The organism is Streptomyces chiangmaiensis (assembly GCF_036281785.1).
Lineage (GTDB): Bacteria > Actinomycetota > Actinomycetes > Streptomycetales > Streptomycetaceae > Streptomyces > Streptomyces chiangmaiensis.
The window spans coordinates 134,254-158,057 of record NZ_JAYWVC010000001.1 but is presented as its reverse complement, the minus strand read 5'-3'; the positions used below and the strand labels follow the sequence as shown (position 1 = coordinate 158,057).

Annotated in this window: 21 protein-coding genes and 1 pseudogene; 9 read left to right on the top strand and 13 right to left on the bottom strand. The window is 71.5% G+C overall.

The annotated features are described in order from the left end of the window. Window positions 1-7 precede the first annotated feature (7 nt). Both pyk and VXC91_RS00705 read right to left on the bottom strand, forming a co-directional pair. Window positions 8-1,444 carry a pyruvate kinase gene (gene pyk, locus VXC91_RS00710; protein ID WP_329504294.1) on the bottom strand — a complete coding sequence of 479 codons (1,437 nt, stop codon included), beginning with the start codon at window positions 1,442-1,444 and terminating at the stop codon, window positions 8-10. 190 nt (window positions 1,445-1,634) lie between these two features. Next, window positions 1,635-2,351, bottom strand: coding sequence for an SIMPL domain-containing protein (locus VXC91_RS00705; RefSeq protein ID WP_329504292.1), 717 nt, complete (start codon window positions 2,349-2,351; stop codon window positions 1,635-1,637). A gap of 141 nt (window positions 2,352-2,492) precedes the next feature. On the opposite strand from VXC91_RS00705, the gene VXC91_RS00700 reads away from it, so the two are divergent. Continuing rightward, on the top strand, window positions 2,493-4,289 hold the full coding sequence (locus tag VXC91_RS00700) for a bifunctional metallophosphatase/5'-nucleotidase (protein ID WP_329504291.1): 1,797 nt from the start codon (window positions 2,493-2,495) through the stop codon (window positions 4,287-4,289). A gap of 121 nt (window positions 4,290-4,410) precedes the next feature. Here the strand turns inward: VXC91_RS00700 and VXC91_RS00695 are convergent, their stop codons facing one another. The 6 genes and pseudogenes from VXC91_RS00695 to VXC91_RS00670 form a co-directional block, all read right to left on the bottom strand. Next, entirely contained in the window at window positions 4,411-5,820 is a 1,410-nt protein-coding gene (locus VXC91_RS00695; RefSeq protein ID WP_329504290.1) for a lysine N(6)-hydroxylase/L-ornithine N(5)-oxygenase family protein, read from the bottom strand. Next, window positions 5,817-7,172 (bottom strand): pyridoxal phosphate-dependent decarboxylase family protein, encoded by a 1,356-nt coding sequence (locus VXC91_RS00690; protein ID WP_329504289.1) that lies wholly within the window; start codon window positions 7,170-7,172, stop codon window positions 5,817-5,819. Before VXC91_RS00690 ends, VXC91_RS00695 begins: the two co-directional genes overlap by 4 nt. Window positions 7,173-7,355: 183 nt before the next feature. Further along, window positions 7,356-9,932, bottom strand: coding sequence for an aminopeptidase N (gene pepN / locus VXC91_RS00685; RefSeq protein WP_329504288.1), 2,577 nt, complete (start codon window positions 9,930-9,932; stop codon window positions 7,356-7,358). 47 nt (window positions 9,933-9,979) lie between these two features. After that, a complete protein-coding gene (locus VXC91_RS00680) occupies window positions 9,980-10,537 on the bottom strand; it encodes a response regulator (protein ID WP_329504286.1) in 558 nt (185 codons plus the stop codon). Between the two features lie 160 nt (window positions 10,538-10,697). Next, a complete protein-coding gene (locus VXC91_RS00675; RefSeq protein WP_329504285.1) occupies window positions 10,698-11,045 on the bottom strand; it encodes a chorismate mutase in 348 nt (115 codons plus the stop codon). Window positions 11,046-11,215: 170 nt separating this feature from the next. Beyond that, window positions 11,216-11,674, bottom strand: a pseudogene (locus tag VXC91_RS00670) (serine protease); the annotation flags it as partial. A gap of 151 nt (window positions 11,675-11,825) precedes the next feature. Between VXC91_RS00670 and VXC91_RS00665 the strand changes: the two are divergent. Both VXC91_RS00665 and VXC91_RS00660 read left to right on the top strand, forming a co-directional pair. Next, window positions 11,826-12,722 (top strand): hypothetical protein, encoded by an 897-nt coding sequence (locus VXC91_RS00665; RefSeq protein ID WP_329504329.1) that lies wholly within the window; start codon window positions 11,826-11,828, stop codon window positions 12,720-12,722. Between the two features lie 103 nt (window positions 12,723-12,825). Further along, the gene (locus VXC91_RS00660; RefSeq protein WP_329504284.1) at window positions 12,826-13,569 is read left to right on the top strand and encodes an ankyrin repeat domain-containing protein; all 744 of its coding nucleotides are present in this window, start codon (window positions 12,826-12,828) and stop codon (window positions 13,567-13,569) included. A 79-nt stretch (window positions 13,570-13,648) separates the two neighbouring features. Here the strand turns inward: VXC91_RS00660 and VXC91_RS00655 are convergent, their stop codons facing one another. Together VXC91_RS00655 and VXC91_RS00650 are read right to left on the bottom strand one after the other, a co-directional pair. Then, window positions 13,649-14,581 (bottom strand): SDR family oxidoreductase, encoded by a 933-nt coding sequence (locus tag VXC91_RS00655; protein ID WP_329504283.1) that lies wholly within the window; start codon window positions 14,579-14,581, stop codon window positions 13,649-13,651. 114 nt (window positions 14,582-14,695) lie between these two features. Further along, on the bottom strand, window positions 14,696-15,466 hold the full coding sequence (locus VXC91_RS00650) for an SDR family oxidoreductase (protein WP_329504282.1): 771 nt from the start codon (window positions 15,464-15,466) through the stop codon (window positions 14,696-14,698). A gap of 82 nt (window positions 15,467-15,548) precedes the next feature. Between VXC91_RS00650 and VXC91_RS00645 the strand changes: the two genes are divergently transcribed. Genes VXC91_RS00645 through VXC91_RS00630 form a run of 4 tightly spaced genes read left to right on the top strand, consistent with a single transcriptional unit; the run spans window position 15,549 to window position 19,013 of the window. Beyond that, window positions 15,549-16,292 (top strand): enoyl-CoA hydratase family protein, encoded by a 744-nt coding sequence (locus tag VXC91_RS00645; RefSeq protein WP_329504281.1) that lies wholly within the window; start codon window positions 15,549-15,551, stop codon window positions 16,290-16,292. Then, window positions 16,289-17,182 (top strand): CoA transferase subunit A, encoded by an 894-nt coding sequence (locus tag VXC91_RS00640; protein ID WP_329504280.1) that lies wholly within the window; start codon window positions 16,289-16,291, stop codon window positions 17,180-17,182. The genes VXC91_RS00645 and VXC91_RS00640 overlap by 4 nt, the downstream gene beginning before the upstream one ends. Further along, window positions 17,179-17,955 carry a CoA-transferase subunit beta gene (locus VXC91_RS00635; protein ID WP_329504279.1) on the top strand — a complete coding sequence of 259 codons (777 nt, stop codon included), beginning with the start codon at window positions 17,179-17,181 and terminating at the stop codon, window positions 17,953-17,955. Before VXC91_RS00640 ends, VXC91_RS00635 begins: the two co-directional genes overlap by 4 nt. Beyond that, complete coding sequence (locus VXC91_RS00630; protein WP_329504278.1) at window positions 17,955-19,013, top strand: NAD(P)H-dependent flavin oxidoreductase; 1,059 nt, start codon at window positions 17,955-17,957, stop codon at window positions 19,011-19,013. Before VXC91_RS00635 ends, VXC91_RS00630 begins: the two co-directional genes overlap by 1 nt. Here the strand turns inward: VXC91_RS00630 and VXC91_RS00625 are convergent. From VXC91_RS00625 to VXC91_RS00615, 3 genes are read right to left on the bottom strand one after another with little or no spacing between them, the layout of a single operon-like run. Then, a complete protein-coding gene (locus tag VXC91_RS00625; RefSeq protein ID WP_329504277.1) occupies window positions 18,997-20,154 on the bottom strand; it encodes an acetyl-CoA C-acetyltransferase in 1,158 nt (385 codons plus the stop codon). The two genes, VXC91_RS00630 and VXC91_RS00625, sit on opposite strands and share 17 nt — an antisense overlap. Window positions 20,155-20,191: 37 nt before the next feature. Continuing rightward, window positions 20,192-20,803 (bottom strand): TetR/AcrR family transcriptional regulator, encoded by a 612-nt coding sequence (locus VXC91_RS00620; protein WP_329504275.1) that lies wholly within the window; start codon window positions 20,801-20,803, stop codon window positions 20,192-20,194. A 42-nt stretch (window positions 20,804-20,845) separates the two neighbouring features. Beyond that, on the bottom strand, window positions 20,846-21,631 hold the full coding sequence (locus tag VXC91_RS00615; protein ID WP_329504273.1) for an SDR family oxidoreductase: 786 nt from the start codon (window positions 21,629-21,631) through the stop codon (window positions 20,846-20,848). Between the two features lie 60 nt (window positions 21,632-21,691). Here VXC91_RS00615 and VXC91_RS00610 point away from each other — a divergent pair, with 60 nt between their 5' ends. After that, window positions 21,692-22,831: an acyl-CoA dehydrogenase family protein gene (locus VXC91_RS00610; RefSeq protein ID WP_329504271.1), complete on the top strand. Its 1,140-nt coding sequence runs from the start codon at window positions 21,692-21,694 to the stop codon at window positions 22,829-22,831. Then, complete coding sequence (locus tag VXC91_RS00605; protein ID WP_329504270.1) at window positions 22,831-23,787, top strand: acyl-CoA dehydrogenase family protein; 957 nt, start codon at window positions 22,831-22,833, stop codon at window positions 23,785-23,787. The genes VXC91_RS00610 and VXC91_RS00605 overlap by 1 nt, the downstream gene beginning before the upstream one ends. Window positions 23,788-23,804: the final 17 nt, after the last annotated feature.

Below are 23,804 nucleotides of genomic sequence, written 5' to 3'. Positions count from 1 at the left end.
GCGCGGCCTACTTCGGGCTGTCGTCCTCCCCGATGTGGTGCACCCGCACCAGGTTCGTCGAGCCCGACACCCCGGGCGGGGAACCCGCCGTGATCACCACGATGTCGCCCCGCTCACAGCGGCCGTACTTCAGGAGCAGCTCGTCGACCTGGTCGACCATCGCGTCGGTGGAGTCGACATGCGGCCCCAGGAAGGTCTCCACGCCCCATGTCAGGTTGAGCTGGGAGCGCGTGGCCGGCTCGGGGGTGAAGGCGAGCAGCGGGATCGGGGAGCGGTAGCGGGAGAGGCGGCGGACGGTGTCGCCGGACTGGGTGAAGGCGACCAGGAACTTGGCGCCGAGGAAGTCGCCGATCTCCGCCGCCGCGCGGGCGACGGCTCCGCCCTGGGTCCGCGGCTTGTTGCTTTCGGTGAGCGGCGGGAGGCCCTTGGCGAGGATGTCCTCCTCGGCGGCTTCGACGATGCGGGCCATCGTCTTGACCGTCTCGACGGGGTAGTTGCCGACGCTGGTCTCGCCGGAGAGCATGACGGCGTCGGTGCCGTCGATCACGGCGTTTGCCACGTCGGAGGCTTCCGCCCTGGTGGGGCGGGAGTTCTCGACCATGGAGTCGAGCATCTGGGTGGCGACGATGACCGGCTTGGCGTTGCGCTTGGCGAGCTTGATCGCGCGCTTCTGGACGATCGGGACCTGCTCGAGGGGCATTTCCACGCCGAGGTCTCCGCGGGCGACCATGATGCCGTCGAAGGCGGCGACGATCTCGTCGATGTTCTCGACGGCCTGCGGCTTTTCGACCTTGGCGATCACGGGAAGGCGGCGGCCTTCCTCGTCCATGATGCGGTAGACGTCCCTGATGTCCCTGCCGCTGCGGACGAAGGAGAGGGCGATGACGTCGCAGCCGGTGCGCAGGGCCCAGCGGAGGTCGTCCTCGTCCTTCTTGGAGAGTGCGGGGACGGAGACGGCGACGCCGGGGAGGTTGAGGCCCTTGTGGTCGGAGATCATGCCGCCTTCGACGACGACGGTGTGGACCCGGGGGCCGTCGACGGATGTGACTTCCAGGCACACCTTGCCGTCGTCGACGAGGATGCGTTCGCCGGTGGTGACGTCGGCGGCCAGTCCGGCGTAGGTGGTTCCGCAGGTCTGGCGGTCACCCTCGACGCCATCCTCGACGGTGATCGTGAAGGTGTCTCCGCGTTCAAGGAGTACGGGGCCTTCGGCGAAACGGCCGAGTCTGATCTTCGGGCCCTGAAGGTCGGCGAGGATTCCGACGCTGCGGCCGGTCTCGTCGGCGGCCTTTCGCACGCGCTGGTAGCGCTCCTCGTGATCGGCGTAGCTGCCGTGGCTGAGGTTGAGGCGGGCGACGTCCATTCCGGCGTCGACCAGTGCCTTGATCTGGTCGTACGAGTCGGTGGCGGGGCCCAATGTACAGACGATCTTTGCTCGGCGCATGATTCGAGCCTAGGCCTTACCGGCCGGTAGAGAATTGGTCCGGCGTGACTACTCAACAACCTTTAAGTGAAGCGATATTGACAAGTGTTGAATTGTGCGGTGCCGCGCTCCGATGAGCATCCCGGAGAGAATTGCGGGGCCCTATTCGGGCACGCCTTGAATGGTCGTCACTACGAGTGACGAAGATTGTCTACAGTCGCGGTGGCGCCATCGTGAATCGGGCGTCGATCTGGGCGTGGATGTGCTGCCGCTTTGGTTCGAGTGCGAGGGGGGCCGTTCCGCCCACGCCCTCGGCGCCGTCAAGGCCCGCCCGGCTCATGGACCGGGTGGCGTAGCTGTGCCGCTCGGCGTTGTCGGCGCCGATGTCGGCGAGCTCGACGAGGGCCGTCAGGGTGGTACCGAGTGCTTCGGCGTATTCGCGGGCTCGCTGGACGGCTTCGCGTACGGCCTGCTGCCGGGCCGTTCGGTGCGCGGGTGAGTCGGGGCGCAGCGCCCACCACGGTCCGTCCACCCTGGTGAGTTCGAGGTCGGCCAGTCGTGTGGCGAGTTCGCCGAGTGCGGTGAAGTCGTTGAGTTCGGCGCTGATGTGGACGTGGCCGTGGTAGGCGCGCACGCGCTCGCCGTGGCCGTGCGGGGTGAGTTCGGGGGTGAGGGAGAAGGCCCCGGTCTCGAGGCGTTCGACGGCTGTTGCGTAGCTGTTGATGAGGTCGAGGGCCGCGGTGTTGCGGCGGGTGAGGTCGTCGAGGGCGGTACGCCGGTCGGCGCCGCGGGCCGTGACGGTGACACCGATGCGGGCGATCTCCGGGTCGGCTTCGATGTGGGCCTCTCCGCGGACGGCGATCCTCGGGGCGTCGGGAGTGCCGTAGGGGACGGCGGGCGGCTGGAGTTGCGGGGGGTCGGCGGTCATGGGTTCCACTCTGTCACCGCCCGGTCCCCGTGGAGGCATGCACCGGTCATCAGATCGAAACCTGCGGGGTCTGTTGCGGTTCGTCATGGCCAAGTCAGAATCTACGCGCGTCGTTGACCATTTCCGAAGGAGTAACGAGACATGCCGTTGAACCGCCGGAGTTTCCTGATGAGATCTGCTGCGACCGGGGCGGGGGTGACGCTGTCGGGAGCCGCGGCGGCTCCTGCGGCCCAGGCCGCGCCGGCGGCGAAGGGCCCCAGGCGGTACTCCCTGACCGTGATGGGCACCACCGATCTGCACGGCCATGTCTTCAACTGGGACTACTTCAAGGACGCGGAGTACACCGACAAGGCGGGCAACACGCAGGGCCTGGCCAGGATTTCGACCCTGGTCGAGCAGGTCCGTGCGGAGAAGGGCCGCTGCAACACGCTGCTGCTGGACGCCGGCGACACGATCCAGGGCACCCCGCTGACGTATTACTACGCCAAGGTCGACCCGATCACCGCCGAGCACGGCCCGGTGCACCCGATGGCGCAGGCCATGAACGCGATCGGGTACGACGCGGTGGCGCTCGGGAACCACGAGTTCAACTACGGCATCGAGACGCTGCGGAAGTTCGAGTCGCAGTGCCGCTTCCCGCTGCTCGGCGCGAACGCGCTGGACGCCAGGACGCTGACGCCGGCCTTCCCCCCGTACTTCATGAAGAAGTTCCATGTGCCGGGCGCGCCCCCGGTGAAGGTCGCGGTCCTCGGCCTGACCAACCCCGGCATCGCGATCTGGGACAAGGCCTATGTCCAGGGCAAGCTGACGTTCCCGGGCCTGGAGGAGCAGGCGGCGATGTGGGTGCCGAAGCTGAGGTCGATGGGCGCGGACGTGGTCGTCGTGTCGGCGCACTCCGGCACCTCGGGCACGTCGTCGTACGGTGACCAGCTGCCGTACGTCGAGGATGCGGCCGCCAACGTGGCCCGGCAGGTGCCAGGCATCGACGCGATCCTCGTGGGGCACGCGCACCAGGAGATCCCGGAGCTGAAGGTCACCAACGAGCGGACGGGGAAGACGGTCGTGCTGTCCGAGCCGCTGTGCTTCGCCGAACGGCTGACGCTCTTCGACATCGCACTGGCATTCGAGGAGGGGAAGTGGGAGGTCGAGTCGGTCTCCGCGTCGCTGCGGAACTCCAACACGGTCGCCGACGACCCTGAGATCACCAAGCTGCTCGCACAGGAGCACGCGAAGGTCGTCGAGTACGTCAACCAGGTCGTGGGCAAGGCGGCCGAGACGCTGACGACGGTGGAGGCCCGTTACAAGGACGCCCCGATCATCGACCTGATCACCAAGGTGCAGGAGGACGTGGTCAAGGCTGCGGTGGCGGGCACCGAGTACGCCGCCTTGCCGGTGATCGCGCAGGCGTCGCCGTTCTCGCGCACTTCGGAGATCTCGGCCGGCAATGTGACGATCCGGGACCTGTCGAGTCTGTACGTCTACGACAACACGCTGGTCGCCAAGTTGATGACGGGTGCGCAGATCCGGGCGTACCTGGAGTACTCGGCGGAGTACTTCGTGCAGACGGCCGCCGGCGCGCCGGTGGACGTGGAGAAGCTGACCAACGCGAACGGCCGCCCGGACTACAACTACGACTATGTGTCGGGGCTGGGGTACGAGATCGACATCGCCCAGGCCGTGGGTTCGCGCATCAAGAACCTGACGTACGACGGTGCCGCCCTGGACGACGCACAGCAGTTCGTGCTCGCGGTGAACAACTACCGCGCCAACGGCGGCGGCGCCTTCCCGCACGTGGCCTCGGCCAAGGAGCTTTGGTCGGAGTCGACGGAGATCCGGACCCGGATCGCGGAGTGGGTGACCGCGAAGGGGCTCCTGGATCCGAAGGATTTCGCCTCTGTGGACTGGCGGCTCACGCGCGACGGCACGCCGGTCTTCTGACGCTTCGCCGGTGATGTGGCGACGGCGTCGGTGGCGGTCCCCGCCCCGGCGCCGTCGGTGAGCGGGCCCTCGCCGCCGGCCGGGCTGATCCGGCCGGTCGGACTCGGCCTCCCGCGTCCCGTCACCGTCCGTCGGTGAGTGGGGTGAGGTCCATGGGCCGTCGGGTGGGCGGAATCCTGCCCGGCTGCTGGAGTCCGAAGGTGGTGAAGGCGGTGCGCCGGGGCAGGGGGTAGGGCTCCTTGCCGGTCAGGGAGTTGAGGATGGTGGCGCTGCGCCACGCGGCGAGGCCGAGGTCGGGGGTACCGACTCCATGAGTGTGGAGTTCGGCGTTCTGGACGTACACGGAGCCGGTGACGGCGGGATCGAGGATCAGGCGGAACTGGTCGTCGATGCGGGGGCGTCCACTGCCGTCGCGGCTGAGACAGTGGTCGAGTCCGGCGAGGAGGCGGCCGAGGGGCCGTTCGCGGTAGCCGGTGGCGAGGACCACGGCATCGGTGGTGAGCCGGGAGCGGGTGTTCTGCTGGACGTGCTCGAGATGGAGTTCGATCCGGGTGGTGGCGATGCGTCCGGCGGTGCGGACACGGACGCCGGGGGTGAGGACGGCGTCGGGCCAGCCGCCCTGGAGGGTGCGGCGGTAGAGCTCGTCGTGGATGGCGGCGATGGTGTCGGCGTCGATGCCCTTGTGGAGTTGCCACTGGGCGGAGACCAGGCGGTCGCGCACGGGTTCGGCGAGCGCGTGGAAGTAACGCGTGTAGTCGGGGGTGAAGTGCTCCAGGCCGAGCTTGGAGTACTCCATGGGGGCGAAGGCCTCGGTCCGGGCGAGCCAGTGGATCCGCTCCCGGCCGAGGGGGCGGTGGCGCAGAAGGTCGAGAAAGACCTCGGCGCCGGACTGACCCGCGCCGACGACGGTGATGTGGTCGGCGGCGAGGAAGGCCGCGCGGTGCCGTAGGTAGTCCGCGGCGTGGATGACGGGGGCGCCGGGGGCTTCGACGAGGGGCAGCAGGGGATCGGGCACGTACGGCTCGGTGCCGACACCGAGGACGATGTTGCGCGCATGGGTGCGGCCGAGGGCTTCGGCTCCGCCGTCCGGGCCGAGCCGGGTGTAATCGACCTCGAAGACCTCGTCGGCGGCGTTCCAGCGGACGGCGTCGACCTGGTGGCCGAAGTGCAGCCCGGGAAGGTTGCCTGAGACCCAGCGGCAGTAGGCGTCGTACTCGGCGCGCTGGATGTGGAAGCGTTCGGCGAAGTAGAAGGGGAAGAGCCGGTCGCAGGTCTTGAGGTAGTTGAGGAAGGACCAGCGGCTGGCGGGGTCGGCGAGGGTCACCAGGTCGGCGAGGAAGGGGACTTGGAGGGTGGCGCCGTCGATGAGGAGGCCGGGGTGCCAGTCGAAGCCGGGGCGCTGCTCGTAGAAGGCGGTGTCGAGTTCCGCGAGGGGGTGTGCGAGGGCGGCGAGGGAGAGGTTGAACGGGCCGATGCCGATGCCGACCAGGTCGCGGGGCGCTGCGGGCTCGTGGTGTGGAGAGGTGGTCATCGGGGCGTGCTTCCTTCCACCAGGTTCAGGAGTGCGGCGAGGTCGCCGGGCCGGGTGTGGGGGTTGAGGAGAGTGGCCTTGAGCCAGAGCCGGCCGCCCAGCCGGGCGCGGCCGAGGACGGCGCGGCCGTCGTGGAGGAGGGCGCGGCGGACGGCGGCGACGGTGTCGTCGGAGGCCGCCACGGGCCGGAACAGGACGGTGCTGATGGTGGGCGGGGCGTGGAGCTCGAAGCCGGGGTGTGCCCGGACGAGGTCGGCGAACTCCTGTGCGTGGGCGCAGACGTGCTCGACGAGGGTGCCCAGTCCGGTACGGCCCAGGGTCTTGAGGGTGACGGCGATCTTGAGGATGTCCGGGCGCCGGGTGGTGCGCAGGGAGCGTCCGAGCAGATCGGGCAGTCCGGCTTCGGTGTCGTCGTCGGCGTTGAGGTAGTCGGCGCAGTGCCGAAGGGTGTGCAGGTCGTGGGGGTCGCGGACGGCGAGCAGGCCGGCGGCGACGGGCTGCCAGCCGAGTTTGTGAAGGTCGAGGGTGACGGTGTGGGCCCGCTCGAGGCCGGCGAGCCGGGCGCGGTGGCGGTCGCTGAACAGCAGTGCGCCTCCGTAGGCGGCGTCGATGTGGAGGCGGGCGCCGTGCGCGGCGCAGACGTCGGCGATCTCCGGCAGGGGGTCGATGAGCCCGGCGTCGGTGGTGCCGGCGGTGGCGGCCACGAGCAGGGGTCCGGACAGGCCGGTGAGGACGGCGTCGAGGGCCGCGGGGTGCAGGGTGCCGTCCGGGGCGGGTACGACGACGGGTTCGGGCAGGCCGAGCAGCCAGGTGGCGCGCGTCAGGGAGTGGTGGGCGCCCGCGCCGCAGACGAGCCGGACGCTGCCGTGGATCTCCCGGGCGAGGAGGAGGGCCAGTTGGTTGGACTCGGTACCGCCGGTGGTGACCAGGGAGTCGGCCGCGCCCGCCTCCTGGGCGAGGGCCCGCGTCACCAGTGCTTCCAGCGCGGAGGCGGCCGGTGCCTGATCCCAGGAGTCGAGCGAGGGGTTGAGCGCGCAGGCGGCCAGATCGGCGGCGGTGGCGACCGCGAGGGGCGGGCAGTGCAGGTGTGCGGCGCACAGGGGGTCGGCGGGGTCGGCGGCGCCTTCGGCGAGGGCGTGCACGAGGGCCCGGACGGCGTCCGGGTCGCCCTTGGGCGGCAGCACGTCGCCGACGGCATCGCGCACCCGCGCGGCGACCGCTTCGGGCCCGCCCGCGGGCAGGGGGCCGCCGCGGGCCCGTGCGCCGTTCTCGAGGGCGTCGAGAACGGTTTCGAGCAGTGGCCGCAGGGCACGTGGGCCATCCGGTCCTGAGGCGAGGGGCGGCAGGCTCATGGGACGTCCTCCAGGCGCGGGGGTAACCAAGCCTGCACGCGCGGAGGTTGGTCCGGTCCGAAGAGCACAACGATCCGACCCGAAAGGGGGTATTGCCGTGGGCGGGAAGCGGCCGGGGATGGCATATGCGCCGCGGGCCGGCGTCCCCCGGTGGGACGGACGCCGGCCCGCGGCACGGACCGGCTACGCCACGCGGATGTGCAACGCCCGGGCCAGGTCGTCCAGTTCGTCGACGAGCCTGCGGCGCAGGGCCGGGACGAGGTCCGCCTCGTGCAGGCACTGCTCTCCCCGGCGGAGGGTGTCCGCGCTCACGGCGTAGCGGGGGAAGGCCCAGCGGCCCGCGGCGGTGGCGATGGCCGGGCCGCGGCGGGCGGCGACGGCGGGTGCGTCGGTCCAGTAGCGGTCGACGTACTCCGCGACGAGGCCGGTCTGTTCGGGCTGCCAGAAGCCCTGTGCCGTCGCGGTGAACAGGTAGTTGGACAGCTCGTCGGTGGCGAACATCGCTTCCCAGGCCCGCCGCTTGGCGTCGGCGTCGGGCAGCGCGGCGCGGCAGCGGGCGGCGCCCTCCCGGCCGGTGGCGCTGGGGTCGTGGTCGAGTTCCTCGGCGATCGCCGCCTCGTCGACGGCGCCGAGGACGGCGAGGCGGCCGAGGATGCGCCAGCGCAGTTCGGGGTCGAGTTCGGGTCCGCCGGGCACGGTGCCCTCCGCGAGCCAGGCAGCGATCGTCTCGGGGTGGGCGGCGGCGTCGATGAAGTGACGTACGGCGATCAGGCGCAGCCCGGTGTGGGAGCCGTCCTCGGTGCGGCGGATGAGGTCGCGGCACAGCGCGCTGAGGGTGCTGAGCGCGGCGGGCCGGTCCACGGCGGTGCCTGCCTGCTCATGGGGGTCCCTCCGCTCGAGCGAAGCCGAGGGTGGGGGAGGAGTCGAGTGCATGGAGGAGGGCAGGTAGCGGTCGGCGACATGGGCGGAGGCGAAGGCGAGGACGCCTTCGACGAGCGCCAGGTCGCTCTCGTGGGGCAGGTGGGCGCGGGCGGTCTCCAGGTAGGCGCCGGCGGGCAGGTGTCCGTCACGCACGGCGTCGCGCAGGGCGTTCCACACGACCGCGCGGGTGAGCGGTTCGGGCAGGCGGGACAGGGCGCCCCGAACGGTCTGGAAGGACTCGGGGTCGAAGCGGACCTTGGCGTAGGTGAGGTCACCGTCGTTGAGCAGGAGCAGGGCGGGCCGCTCGCCGAGGGGCTGCGGCGCCGTCCGCGGGATGTCCAGGGCGAGGCGCTCGCGCAGGGTGAGGCCGTCGCCGTGGTCGGCGGTCCGGTCGTACAGGCCGACGCCGATGCGGTGCGGGCGGCTGCCGTCGTGGTCGACGGTGAGGGAGTAGCTGCCGTCGTCGGTCTGGGCGAGGCTCGGGGTGAGGGTGTCGACGCCGGTGGTGCGCAGCCAGGCGTCGGCCCAGGCGTGCACGTCGCGGTCGGTGGCGTCGGCGAGGGAGTCGATGAAGTCGGCGAGGGTGGCGTTGCCGAAGCGGTGGCGGGCGAAGTGGTTGTTGATGCCGGCGAGGAAGTCCTTCTCGCCGAGCCAGGCCACCAGCTGCCGCAGTGCGGAGGCGCCCTTGGCGTAGGAGATGCCGTCGAAATTGAGGAGCGCGGAGGCGGTGTCGTCGACCGCTTCGGGGGCCACCGGGTGGGTGGAGGGCCGCTGGTCGGCGTCGTAGCCCCAGGCCTTGCGGGCGACGCCGAAGTCGGTCCAGGTGTCGCTGAAGCGGGTGGCTTCGGTCAGGGTCTGGTAGCCCATGTACTCGGCGAAGGACTCGTTCAGCCAGATGTCGTCCCACCAGCGCAGGGTGACGAGGTCGCCGAACCACATGTGGGCCATCTCGTGGGCGATGACCACGGCGCGGGTCTGCCGCTGGGTGTCGGTGACGGCGGAGCGGTAGACGAACTCGTCACGGAAGGTGACGAGTCCGGGGTTCTCCATGGCTCCGGCGTTGAACTCGGGGACGAATGCCTGGTCGTAGGAGTCGAAGGGGTAGGGCTCGTCGAACTTCTCGTGGTAGCGGTCGAAGCACTGGCGGGTGATCTCGAAGAGTTCGTCCGCGTCGGTGTCGAGACAGGGGGCGAGGGAGCGGCGGCAGTGGATGCCGAAGGGCAGGCCGCGGTGCTCGGTGCGCACGGAGTGCCAGGGTCCGGCGGCGACGGCGACCAGGTAGGTGGAGATCAGGGGGGTTTCGGCGGCGCGCCAGGTGCCGTCGTCCAGCCGGGTGGTGACGCCGTTGGCGAGGACGCTCCAGTTCTCGGGCGCCGTGACGGTGAGGTCGAAGACGGCCTTGAGGTCGGGTTGGTCGAAGGCGGCGAACACGCGCTGGACGTCGTCCAGGAACAGCTGGGTGTAGACGTAGGTCTCGCCGTCGGTGGGGTCGGTGAAGCGGTGCATGCCCTCGCCGGTGCGCGAGTAGCGCATGGAGGCGTCGATGCGCAGTTCGTGCTCTCCGGCGGTGAGGCCCCTGAGGGGCAGCCGGTTCTCGGCGAGCGTCCCGGGGTCGAGGGGGTGTCCGTCCAGCGTGGCGGAGCGCAGTTGGGCCGGCTTGAGCTCGACGAAGGTGTCCGCGGCCTCGTGGTCCCCGCGCACCGTGAAGCGGATGACGGTACGGGAGTCGAAGGCCTCGTCGCCGCGGGTCAGGTCGAGGGCGATCTCGTAGCGGTGGACGTCGAGGAGCCGGGCACGGGTCTGCGCTTCGTCGCGCGTCAGTACGGACATGGGGGACATGCTGCCTGATGTCGCCGACAGGGCACAGGGGCGGTCCCGTACACCCGTTATGTCCGTCTCTCGTACCGCCCCTCGGTGCTGCCGAAGTCCGGTCCGTCCGCGCAGTCCTCACGCTGGCCCGGCAGGCGTGTGCCCGGGTGGGAATGGGCGGTCGCCTGGGGTGGGACACGCTCCCCGAGCCGGGCACGCAGAACGCGCACTTCCTGTTCCAGCGCCTGGAAGCGCTGGTGGGCGTCGTAGAGGTAGCGGACCTTGGTCCGCAGGGCCCAGGGGTCGACGGGTTTCATCATGAGGTCGGCGACGCCGAGTCCGAAGGCGGCGGAGGCGAGTTCGGCGTCGGGGCCGAAACCTGTGAGGAGGATGACCGGGATGTGCTGGGTCTGGCCCACGCGGCGCATGTAGCGCACGACGTCGAGGCCGCTGACCTTGGGCATGCGCACGTCGAGCAGGAGAAGTCCGACCCTGCCGCGCAGGACCTCCTTGAGGGCCTCGTCGCCGCTGGTGGCGCAGGCGAGCCGGTAGCCCAGCGGAGCAAGGGCGCTCTCCAGCGCGTAGAGCGTGTCCTCATGGTCGTCGACGATGAGAATTCTGGCATCAGACGGCATGGCCCGACGTCCCCTCGCTTGGACAACAAGCATATGCCCGAACCGTCTTACCCCGCGTACCTTTGACCTGACAAAGAGTCACCCGACCGACCGGTCACGATACGCTCGGTCGGCCCACAAGGATGGCATTCGGCACGGAGTGCCCGGTGGCCGCCGGAGGTCACTCGCCCGGGGCGTCGGTGGTGACGGTGGCGTCCTCGGCGATGCGCTCGTGGTGGCGGATGACCTCGGCGATGATGAAGTTGAGCAGCTTCTCCGCGAACGAGGGGTCGAGCTTGGCGTCCTCCGCGAGGCGGCGCAGCCGGGCGATCTGGGCGGCCTCGCGGGCCGGGTCGGCGGGTGGCAACTGGTGGGCGGCCTTGAGATGGCCGACCTGCTGCGTGCATTTGAAGCGCTCGGCGAGCATGTACACGACGGCGGCGTCGATGTTGTCGATGCTGTCGCGCAGCCGGACGAGTTCGGCACGGACGGCCGGGGCGACGTCGGCGGCGGTGTGACGGGTGTTCATGGCCGACCACACTACGGCGCACGCACCTGCCCGATCGTTCCCGTCCGGAGTGCGGATCGTTCCGGTGGTACGGGGCCCGTGTCCGCACGGGCGCGCAGGAGGGCGCCCACGGCCGGTGCGGACCGCGGGCGCCCTCGTACCCGCCAGGGGGCGCAGCCGTAGGGACCGGATCAGAGGCCGGACGCGGCCCGGGCTGTGTCCGCCGCGAACGTCGAGACCTCTGTGTGGACGCCGGGGTAGCCGGCCCGTGCGCAGCCTTCGCCCCAGCTGACGACCCCGGCCTGGATGTATGCGCCGGTGTCGTCCTTGCGGAACATGGGTCCGCCGGAGTCGCCCTGACAGGTGTCGACGCCGCCCTGGGGGAATCCGGCGCCGATCTCCTCCCCGGGCACGAGATCGCTGCCGTACGCACGCCGGCAGGTGGCGTCGTCGACCAAGGGGACCGTGGCCCTGAGCAGATAGCGCTGCTGACCGCCACCCTCCCGGGCCGCACCCCAGCCTGCGACGGTGAAGTCCCCGTTGCTGTATGCGGTGGTCGTGGCGATCGGGAGGGTGGGCAGGTCGACGGGCTGGGCGAGCTTGATCAGCGCCCAGTCCCTGCCCTTGCCGTTGCAGCCGCCGAGGCTGAGGCCATGGTCGGAGAGCCCGGCCTCCAGGGCAAGAGCCGGTTTCCGGCCGGTGCGCGGCGCGGCGCGACATCCTGGAGCGCGCACGCACCCACCGCCGGGAGGAAGCACGCATACAGTGGAGGCAGTGCTGGCGCCTTCAGGGGGTACGGACGTGGCGAACGGCGGCCCGGTCGAGCACGGCTATCCACATCTGGACACGGTGCGGGCGGCGATCACCGCGCTGTACAAGCGGCTCTCGTACGACACCGTCCGCACCTTCGCGACCAGCGTGCCCCCCGCCGACGTGGCGTTCTCCGACCAGGACGACCTGCATCTGGGCGCCCAGCGCGTGGCGCGCGAACTGGTGCGGCACTACGGACTGCCGGACGCCCGTATGATCATCAGCTTCCGTGAGATGGCCCATGCCGCGAACGTGGAACTCGCGGCGGGCCCCGAGTACTTCATCGAACTGAACGACCGGTTCCGCACCCACCGCCGGGACATCGGCGCGGCCCTCGCGCACGAGGTGATGCACGTCTTTCTGCACCGCCTCGACCTGGCGTTCCGCGGCACGCGCGACAACGAGATCCTCACCGACACCGCGGCGACCTACCTGGGCGCGGGCTGGCTGCTCCTCGACGCCTACCGCGAGGACGGGGCCTCGTCGCAGAAGCTCGGCTATCTGACCCCGGAGGAGTTCGGCTACGTCCTGGCCAAGCGGGCGCTGCTGTTCGCGGAGGACCCGGCGGTCTGGTTCACCAGCCCGCAGGCCTACGCGGCGTACACGAAGGGCCTGGCGCAGGCCCGCCGCGACGAGCAGCAGCCGCCGCTCACGGCGGCCGGCTGGGCGGGTCGCCGCCGCTACGCCAAGGACCGCCGCTACGCACAGGACCACTCCGTCCCCGGCGCGTATCCGGGCGCGTCCTACTCCTTCACCCCGGCCGGACGCGACTCACTGCGCGTCTCCTTCCCCTGCCCGACCTGCCACCAGCGGATCAGAGTGCCCGTGCGGGGGCGGGTGCGGGCGCGCTGCGGGCTGTGCCGGACGGTGCTGGAGTGCGACACCTGAGACACGGCGACCGCCCGATGCCACCCGGAGGGCGGCTGCGAGGTGGCACAGAACACCTCATATGTCTTTGCCCGAGAAGCCTTCGACAGGCGAGGGTCGACACATGGACACGCACGAGCCACCGGGGCTGTTCCCGGCGGTGTACGAAGGGGACCAGGACGCGGTCGTACGGCTGCTGCGCACGGGCGTGAGCCCGGATTCGGCCGACGCGGAGGGCCAGACGGCGCTGTACCTGGCGGCGGTGAGCGACGCACCGGGCGTCGTGCGGCTGCTGCTGGCCGCCGGTGCCGACCCCGACCGCCTCAGCTCGGACGCCGACGCACCGCTGTGCGGCGCAGCCTGCGGAGGCCACACCGAGGTCGTACGGGCACTGCTGGCGGCCGGCGCGACACCTGATCTGGAGGAGGAGTACGGGTTCCGCGCGCTGACATGGGCGGTGCAACTGGGGCATGCCGAGGTCGTCCACGTACTGCTGGGCGCGGGCGCGGACCCCGACCTGCCCGGCCCCGGGGGCGAGCCCCCGCTGGTGGCGGCCGCCCGCCGCGGCTCCCCCGGCTGTGTGCGGGCGCTGCTGGCCCACGGGGCGCGGGCCCGGCGGGAGGCACTCGCCGAGGCCCGGCGCTGGATGCGGCTGGACGTGGCGGCGGAGCTCCGCGCGGGCCTCGAGGCCACGTACGGGCCGGGCCACGCATACGTCACGCGCCGCTTCGAACAGGAGCCCGGCGCCGTGACCGTCGAGGTCACGCTCCTGCGCGAGGGCCGGCCGGCGGCGGGGAACGACCAGCAGACCGGACACGCCGTCATAGCGGGGCTCTTGGCGGCCGGACCCGGCACGCCCACGGAGTGACGCGGAGACCCTCCCGGCGCGACCGAACAGGAAGTCCGGCCCTGCCACTGCGCACCGCGTCCGTCCGCCGCAGGTGCCGTCAGACGTCCGGTGCCCCAGAGCGCTGCCCCGCCCCGTACACGGCCCCCGGCGCCTCCGCGCCCGCCAGCAGTTCCAGCGCCGTCTCCCCCGCCTCGGCCGGAGTCCGGCGCGCTCCCCTGTCGGCGCTCGGCCCCCGCCGCCATCCCTCCATGACGGTGATCCGTCCGCCCTCGGCCTCGAACACACGACCGGTGACCCCGGCACTGGCGGCGGATCCCAGCCAGACGACCAGGGGTGAGACGTTGCCGGGAGCCATGGCGTCGAAGCCGGTGCGTGGCGCGGCCATCGTCTCGGCGAACGTGCGCTCGGTCATCCGGGTGCGCGCGGCGGGCGCGACCGCGTTGACCTGCACGCCGTACCGCCCGAGTTCCTCTGCTGCGACCAACGTCAGAGCGACGATCCCCGCCTTGGCCGCACTGTAGTTCCCCTGCCCCACCGCGCCGAGCAGACCGGCACCGCTGCTGGTGTTGACGACGCGGGCGCACGGGGTGCGCCCGGCCTTCGCCTCGGCCCGCCAGTACGCCGCCGCGGTCCTCAACGGCAGGAAGTGCCCGTTGAGATGGACGCGCACGACCGCGTCCCAGTCGTCCTCGCCGAGGTTGACCAGCATCCGGTCGCGCAGGAACCCGGCGTTGTTGACCAGGGCGTCCAACCGCCCGTATGCCTCCAGGGCGGTCTCCACCAGCGACGCGGCACCCTCACTCGTCGCGACGTCGCCGTGGTGTGCGACCGCATCGCCGCCCGCCGCGCGGATCTCCTCGACCACCCGCCGGGCCGGGCTGCCGGCACCGGGAGCGCCGTCGAGGCCGACCCCCAAGTCGTTGACGACGACCTTCGCGCCCTCCGCGGCGAACGCGAGGGCGTGGGCGCGGCCGAGCCCGCGGCCCGCACCGGTGACGATCACTGCCCGGCCATCGGCGATACCCGTCACGTCATGTCCCCTCGTCCGTGCGCCCATTCATGCCGTTCATGTCGCTGGATCGACTTGTCCATGAATCGTCGCTCCCCGGCGGGCGCTCGGCGGATGTCCATATGTCGATGTCCGTCATCGGCCGTGCCTGTTCACCGTCGCCGCGTCCAGGAAGGCCGGCCGCTCCCCTCCTCCGTGGACGAGGAGGCTCGCGCCGGTGATGTACGCGGCGGCGTCCGAGGCGAGAAAGACGGCGGCCCCTCCGACGTCGGACGGCTCGGCGAGCCGTCCGAGCGGAACGGTGCGCGAGACGGCCGCGACGCCGTCCTCGCCGCCGTAGTGCACAGCGGACGACCCGGTGCGGACCATCCCGACGACGAGCGTGTTGACACGGACCTCCGGCGCCCACTCCACCGCCATGGAGCGGGCGAGGCTCTCCAGCCCCGCTTTGGCGGCCCCATAGGCCGCGGTGCCCGGCGAGGGACGGCCGCCGCTGACGCTGCCGATCATCACGACCGTCCCCCGGGCACGTCTGAGGTGCTCGTACGCGGCGAGCGAGACGGTCAACGGGGCGACGAGATTGAGCTCGACGACTCGGGCGTGCCGCTCGGGCCCGGCGTCGGCGAGAGGCCGGTACGGAGCGCCGCCCGCGTTGTTGACCAGGACGTCGACGCGGGGCAGCGCCTCGAAGAAGCCCCGGACGGCCGTCGGGTCGCACACGTCGAGCGGAGCGAACTCGGCTCCTTTGAGCGGGACTTCGGGCGGCCTGCGGGCGCACACCACGACGTCGGCACCGGCGTCGAGGAACGCTCGGGCGATGCCGGCCCCGATGCCACGGGTGCCGCCGGTGACGACGGCGGTCCTGCCGTGCAGGCTTCCGGCGGTCCCCTCGTACGAGTTGTCCACAGGGCCTCCCGTCGGATTGCGCGGACTGCTAGCTTCGAAGAATACCTAACAAACGTTTGGTGGAAAGGTAGCTGATGCGCCCATGGGTGTCTCCACCTCGCGCCCGGAAAATGGGGTAGCGGTCGTCACGGCCGACTTCCCGCCGGTGAACGCGCTGCCGGTGACCGGCTGGTTCGACCTGGCCGACGCCGTGCGGTCGGCGGGCCACGACGCGGGGATCCGCTGTGTCGTGCTGGCCGCCGAGGGTCGCGGGTTCAACGCGGGTGTGGACATCAAGGAGATACGGGCCGAGGGCGGCAATGCGCTGATCGGGGCCAACCGCGGCTGCTTCGAGGCGTTCGCTGCGGTCTACGAGTGCGAGGTCCCGGTCGTGGCGGCGGTGCAGGGCTTCTGCCTGGGCGGCGGGATAGGGCTCGTGGGCAATGCGGACACGATTGTGGCGAGCGAGGACGCCGTCTTCGGGCTCCCCGAACTGGACCGCGGCGCGCTGGGCGCGGCCACGCATCTGGCGCGGCTGGTGCCCCCGCATCTGATGCGTGCCCTGTACTACACCTCGCGCACGGCGACGGCGGCCGAACTGCATGCGCACGGCTCCGTGTGGCGGGTCGTGCCCAGGGACGGGCTGCGGGCGGCCGCCCTGGAGCTGGCCCGGGAGATCGCCGCCAAGGACGGCGAGCTGCTCCGCCTCGCCAAAGCCGCCATCAACGGCATCGACCCGGTCGACGTGCGCCGCAGCTACCGCTTCGAGCAGGGCTTCACCTTCGAGGCGCAGCTCGGCGGCACGGCCGGCCGCGTCCGGGACACCTTCGGGAAGGAGGGCACGTGAGGGACAAGACGATGACCGCCGACGAGGTGGTCTCCCGGCTGGAGAGCGGGATGACCCTCGGCATCGGCGGCTGGGGCTCGCGCCGCAAACCGATGGCCCTTGTGCGGGCGCTGCTGCGCTCCCGCGTCACCGACCTCACGGTCCTCTCGTACGGGGGCCCGGACGTGGGCATGCTCGCGGCCGCGGGTCGGATCCGCAGACTGGTCGCGGCGTTCGTCACCCTCGACACGATCCCGCTGGAACCGCACTACCGCGCGGCCCGGGAGAGCGGCGCGTTCGAGCTGCTGGAGGTCGACGAGGCGATGTTCATGTGGGGCCTGCACGCTGCGGCGAACAGGCTGCCGTTCGTGCCGGTGCGAGCGGGCATCGGTTCGGATGTGATGCGGGTCGCCCCGCGGTTGCGGACGGTCACCTCGCCGTACGAGGACGGGTGGCCGTTCACCGGGCGGGAAGCGGGTGCCGTCCCCGGTGCGCGCGAGGAGTTCGTCGCCATGCCCGCGCTGCGGATGGACGCCGCCCTGGTCCATGTCAACCGCGCGGACCGGCTGGGCAACGGCCAGTATCTGGGCCCGGACCCGTACTTCGACGACCTCTTCTGCGAGGCGGCCGACACCGCGTACGTCTCGTGCGAGCGGATCGTCGACACCGCGGACCTGACCAAGGAGTCCGCGCCACAGACCCTGTTGATCAAGCGTCACACCGTCACCGGTGTGGTGGAGGCGCCCAGCGGCGCGCACTTCACCTCCTGCGCGCCCGACCACGACCGGGACGAGGCCCTCCAGAGACACTACGCGACCACGGCATGGCCCCTCTTCGCCGAACGCTTCCTCTCCGGTGACGAGCACGCATATCAGTCGTCCGTCCGGGCCTGGCACAGGGAGCGGTCATGAGCGCACCGACGCGTGCCGAGTACTGCGTTGTCGCGTGCGCCGAGGCCTGGCGCGACGCGGGGGAGATCCTCGCGAGCCCGATGGGTACGATCCCGTCCTTAGGGGCACGACTCGCCAAGCGCACGTTCGCCCCGGACCTGATGCTCACGGACGGTGAGGCGCTGATCGTGGGCGTCGACGGAACGGTGGAGGGCTGGCTGCCCTACCGGCACCATCTCGCACTCGTCACCGGCGGCCGGCGGCACGTGATGATGGGCGCGAGCCAGATCGACCGCTTCGGAAACCAGAACATCTCCTGCATCGGCGACTGGGCGAGGCCGCGCCGGCAGTTGCTGGGAGTGCGCGGAGCGCCGGTCAACACGCTCAACCACCCGACCAGTTACTGGATACCGCGTCACTCGCGGCGGGTGTTCGTCGAGCGGGTCGACATGGTGTGCGGCATCGGGTACGACCGCGCGGCCCGGCACGCGGCCACTGCCCGCTTCCATCTCATCCCGCGTGTGGTGACCGACCTCGGCGTCTTCGACTTCGCCACCCCGGACCACTCGATGCGACTGGCCTCGCTGCACCCGGGCGTGACGGTCGCGGAGGTGCGGGAGGCGACGGGGTTCGAGCTGACGGTCCCGGACGAGGTGCCGCCGACCCGCGAACCGACCTCCGAGGAGCTGTGGTTGATCCGTGAGGTGATCGACCCGCGGGCGGTGCGGGAGCGTGACGTTCGGGCTCGGGCCGGCGAGGTTTCCGGTCGGACCGGCGGGGACGGAGACCGTTGATGGACACGGCGCTCACCCGGCTCGTCGGCATCCGGCACCCCGTCGTCCAGACCGGCATGGGCTGGGTGGCCGGCCCGCGTCTGGTCTCCGCCGCGGCGAACGCCGGTGCGCTGGGCGTCCTGGCGTCCGCGACGATGACGCTCGATCAGTTGCGGGAGGCCATAAGGGAGGTCGCGTCACGCACGGACGCGCCGTTCGGGGTGAATCTGCGCGCGGACGCCGTGGACGCGGGCGAACGGGTGCGGATGATCGTCGATGAGGGAGTGCGCGTCGCCTCCTTCGCCCTGGCGCCCTCGCCCGGGCTGATAGCCGAGCTGAAGGCGGCCGGCGTGGTGGTGGTCCCGTCCGTGGGCGCCCGGCGGCACGCCGAGAAGGTGGCCGCCTGGGGTGCCGACGCCGTCATCGTGCAGGGCGGCGAGGGCGGCGGTCACACGGGCGAGGTCGCGACGAGCGTGCTGCTGCCGCAGGTGGTGGACGCGGTGGACATCCCGGTAGTGGCGGCGGGCGGCTTCCACGACGGGAGGGGCCTGGTCGCGGCGCTGGCGTACGGGGCGGCGGGCATTGCGATGGGCACGCGGTTCCTGCTGACCTCGGACTCGACGGTGCCGGACGCCGTGAAGAGGCGGTACCTGGCGGCGACCGTGAAGGACGTCACCGTCACAACGGCGCTGGACGGCCTGCCGCACCGCATGCTGCGGACGGAACTGGTCGACAGCCTGGAACACGCCGGACGGGCCATGGCGCTGCTGCGGGCGGTCCGGCGAGCGGCGGCGTTCCGGCGGCTGTCCGGCCTCGGCCGGCGCCAGATGGTGCGGGACGGCCTTGCCCTGAAGCACGGCAGGGATCTGTCGTGGGGCCAGGTGCTGCTCGCCGCCAACACCCCGATGCTGCTCAAGGCCGCGATGGTGGACGGCCGTACGGACCTCGGGGTGATGGCCGCGGGGCAGGTCGCCGGGGTGATCGACGACCTGCCGTCGTGCGCTCAGCTGGTGGACCGGATCATGACAGAGGCGGAGGAGGTGCTGGCGTCCCTGCAGCCGCTCAGAGCCGCTCGATGATCGTCACGTTCGCCTGCCCGCCGCCCTCGCACATGGTCTGCAGGCCGAGCCTGCCGCCGGAGCGCTCCAGTTCGTGCAGCAGGGTCGTCATCAGCTTGGCTCCCGTCGCGCCCAGCGGATGGCCGAGGGCGATGGCGCCGCCGTTGACGTTGACCCGCGCCGGGTCGGCGCCGGTCTCCTCGATCCAGGCGAGGACCACCGGGGCGAAGGCCTCGTTGATCTCCACCAGGTCGATGTCGTCGATCGTGAGCCCGGTCTTCTTCAGGGCGTGCGCCGTCGCCGGGATCGGGGCCGACAGCATGCGGATCGGGTCCTCGCCGCGTACCGAGAGGTGGTGGATCCGGGCGCGCGGGGTCAGCCCGTGCCGGCGTACCGCACGCTCCGAGGCCAGCAGCAGGGCCGCGGCGCCGTCGGACACCTGGGAGGAGCAGGCGGCGGTGACGGTGCCGCCCTCGACGACCGGCTTCAGTTGGGCCATCTTCGCCTGCGAGGTGTCCCGGCGCGGCCCCTCGTCGACGGCGAGATGCCCGAAGGCCACGATCTCGCGGTCGAAACGGCCCTGGTCGATCGCGCGCAGTGCCCGCTGGTGCGAGCTCAGGGCGAACTCCTCTTGGTCGCGGCGGGTGATGGCCCACTGCGCGGCGATCATTTCGGCGCCGTGGAACTGGTTGACGGGCAGGTCGCCGTAGCGGGCCCGCCATCCCTCGCTGCCCGCGAACGGGCCCTGGGTCAGTCCGAGCGGCTCCGCGGCCTGGCGGGAGGCGAAGGCGATCGGGATCTGTGACATGTTCTGGACGCCGCCCGCGACGACCAGGTCCTGCGTGCCGGACAACACGGCCTGGGCCGCGAAGTGCACGGCCTGCTGCGAGGAGCCGCACTGCCGGTCGACCGTCGCGCCCGGCACCTCCTCCGGCAGCCCCGCCGCCAGCCAGCTGGTGCGGGCGATGTCCCCGGCCTGCGGACCGATCGTGTCCAGACAGCCGAAGACGACGTCCTCCACGGCGGCCGGGTCCACCCCGGAGCGCACCACCAGCGCCTTCAGCACATGGGCGCCCAGGTCGGCCGGATGGACCCCGCTCAGCCCGCCCCGGCGCCGCCCGACGGGCGTGCGGACCGCTTCGACGATATAGGCCTCGGCCATGTCAACTCCCTCGGGACGGACGATGGTTCACATACCGCTACTCGCGAACGGCGATCCCGTCGAGCACCATCGACAGGTACTGGCGGGCGATCTCCTCAGGGCTGTGGTGTCCACCCGGCCGGTACCAGGAAGCGGCGACCCACACCGTGTCGCGCACGAACCGGTAGGTCAGCCGGACGTCGAGGTCGCTCCGGAAGACCCGGGCGGCGACCCCCCGCTCCAGCGTGGACAGCCACGCCTTCTCGAACTTACGCTGCGACTCGGCGAGGAACGTGAACCGTTCCTGTGCCACGAGTTGCCGGGACTCCTTCTGGTAGATCGCGACGGCCGCGCGGTGCCGGTCGATCTCCCGGAAGGACTCGGTCACCAGCGCCGCGAGGGTTTCGCGCGGGCCGAGTTCGGCCGCGAGGACGGTGTCGTAGCCGTCCCAGAGCTCGTCGAGGAACGTGCGCAGGATCTCCTCCAGCATCGACTCCTTGGAGTCGAAGTGGTAGTAGAGGCTCCCCGCGAGCATCCCGGCATGATCCGCGATCTTGCGTACGGTGGTGGCGTTGTAGCCCTGCTCGGCGAAGACCTCTGCGGCGGTGTCGAGGAGTTCGCGGCGGCGGGCGGGCGCGGCGGTCACCTGGGGCTTCTTCTTGGTCGGCACGGATCCATTGTGATCCCGGGGGTGCGGGTGCATCGCACGCCTCTAGGCACGCTGACTGCTGACGGCGACGACCTCGCCGGTCATGTAGGAGGAGTAGCCGGACGCCAGGAAGACGATCACATTGGCGACCTCCCACGGCTGCGCGTACCGCCCGAAGGCCTCCCGCGCGGTCAGCTCCTCGAGCAGTTCGGGCGTCGTCACCTTCACCAGGTGCGGATGCATGGCAAGACTCGGCGAGACGGCGTTGACCCGCACCCCGTACGCGGCGGCCTCGACCGCGGCGCACCGGGTCAGGGCCATCACGCCCGCCTTCGCCGCGGCATAGTGCGCCTGCCCGGCCTGGGCACGCCAGCCGACTACGGAGGCGTTGTTGACGATGACGCCACCACCGGTCTCCTTCATCGCGCGAAGGGCCGCCCGCACACACCGGAACGTGCCGCCCAGCGTCACGTCGAGCACCTTCGACCACTGCTCGTCGGTCATGTCGACCAGGGACGCAGTGCCGCCGAGGCCGGCGTTGTTGACGACGATGTCGAGCCGGCCGTGCAGCCGGACGGCCGTCTCGAAGAGGGCGTGCACCTCGGCCTCGTCGGTGACGTCGCAGGCGGCCGCGGCGACGGCACCCCCGAAGTCGCGGTCCAGTTCCGCCTCGTACTCCTTGAGCCGGCCCACATGGGCATCGCTGATCAGCACGCGAGCACCCTCCTCCAGGAACCGGCGCGCGGTCGCTCCCCCGATCCCCGCCCCGGCCGCCGCGGTGATGACGGCGGTGCGTCCCTTCAGCAGCCCGTGCGCGGGCACGTAGGCCGGACTCTCGACGCCTGTCATGGACCCACGCTAACCTACCAAACACTTGTTAGGGAAGTCCGCCTTCGAAGGATACCGCCCGTGGACCTCACCCACTCCCCCGCCGACGATGCCTTCCGCGCCGAGGCCCGGTCCTGGCTGGCGGCGCACGTTCCGCCGGCGCCGCTGCCCTGCCTGGAGACCGAGGAGGGGTTCGCCGCCCATCGCGCCTGGGAGGCCGAACTGGCCGCGGGCCACTGGTCGGTGGTCTCGTGGCCGACCGTCTACGGCGGACGGGACGCGGGGCTCGTTCGGTGGCTGATCTTCGAGGAGGAGTACTACGCGGCGGGCGCGCCGGGCCGTGTCAGCCAGAACGGCATCAACCTGCTGGCGCCGACCCTGTTCGAGCACGGCACCGAGGAGCAGCGTGCCCGAGTGCTCCCTGCGATGGCCACCGGCGAGGTGATCTGGGCGCAGGCGTGGTCGGAGCCGGAGGCGGGCTCCGACCTGGCCTCCCTGAGGTCCAGGGCCGTGCGCACGAACGGCGGTTGGCTGCTGTGCGGCCAGAAGACCTGGTCGTCACGGGCGGCCTTCGCCGACCGCGCGTTCGGGCTGTTCCGCAGCGATCCACGGGCCGCGAAGCCCCACCAGGGCCTCGTGCACCTCATGTTCGACCTGCGCGCGCCCGGCGTGACGGTCCGGCCGATCGGCCGTCTCGACGGCAGGCCCGCCTTCGCCGAACTCTTCCTGGACGACGTCTTCGTGCCCGACGAGGACGTGATCGGTGAGCCGGGCCAGGGCTGGCGGGTCGCCATGGCGACAGCGGGCAACGAGCGCGGGCTCACCCTCCGTTCCCCCGGGCGCTTCCTCGCCGCAGCCGACCGGTTGCTGGACCTGTGGCGGGCCCACGGCAGCCCGGCGTCGATGCGCGACCGGGTGGCCGACGCCCTGATCGGCGCCCGCGCCTACCAGTTGTTCACCTACGCAGGCGCCTCCCGGGTGCTGGAGGGCGAGCCGATGGGCCCGGAGTCCAGCCTGAACAAGGTCTTCTGGTCCGAGTACGACCTCGCCCTGCACGAGACGGCGCTCGATCTTCTGGGCGCGGAGGGCGAGTGGGCGGACGGCGACTGGGCCGAGGGCTATGTCTTCTCCCTCGCGGGCCCCATCTACGCCGGCACCAACGAGATCCAGCGCGACATCATCGCCGAGCGTCTGCTCGGCCTGCCGAAGGGCCGCCGCTGATGCGCTTCATACCCACCGAGGAGCAGCGTTGCTTCGCCCGTTCGCTGGACGCGCTGCTGACCGCCGCCGGCACACCGTCGGTCGTACGGTCCTGGAGCGCCGGCGACCACGCGGCGGGGCGCGCCCTGTGGTCCCGGATCGCGGAGGCGGGGGTCTTCGCGCTGGCGGTCCCGGAGGCGTACGCAGGGGTCGGCCCGCTGCCCGTCGAGCTGGCCATGGCCTTCGTGGAGCTGGGGCGCCATGCGGTGCCGGGCCCCGTGGTGGAGACGGTGCTCGCGGCCGCCCTGCTCTCGGACGTGCCCGAGCAGGCCGGACGGCTGCTGCCCGGGCTGTCCTCGGGCAAGACCGTGGCCACGGTGGGTGCGCCGTACGCGCTGGACGGGGATGCGGCGGACGTCGTCCTTGCGCTCAGAGGCCTGCAGGTGTGGATGGCGCCCGGCTGCCGCCCGGGGACACGGATGTCGCTGGACCCGGCCCGCCGCCTCGCCACCCCGCTGCCCGGCGGTGAGTTGCTGATCGCCGCCGCGCCCGCGAAGGCCCTCGTCTGGGCGCGGCTTGCCACCGCCGCCCAGGTCCTCGGGGTGGGCCTCGCCCTCCTGGACAGAACGGTCGCGTATGTCAAACAACGTGTCCAGTTCGGCGTGTCCATAGGCTTGTTCCAAGCGGTCAGGCATCGGCTCGCGGACACGAAGATCGCCCTTGAGTTCGCGCGGCCGCTGGTCTTCGGGGCCGCCCTCTCGATGACCCCGGCGGACGTCGCCGCAGCCAAAGTCGCAGCGGGCGAGGCGGCGTACGCGGCCGCCCGGACCGCGCTGCAACTGCACGGCGCGATCGGTTACACCGCCGAGTACGACCTCTCCCTCTGGCTGGCGAAGGCGCGGGTGCTGTGCACGGCATGGGGCACTCCGGCCGTGTGCCGGGACGTCGTCCTCAGCGGCGGTCGCTCTCGCCCGTGACAACCGGCGCGGTCGGT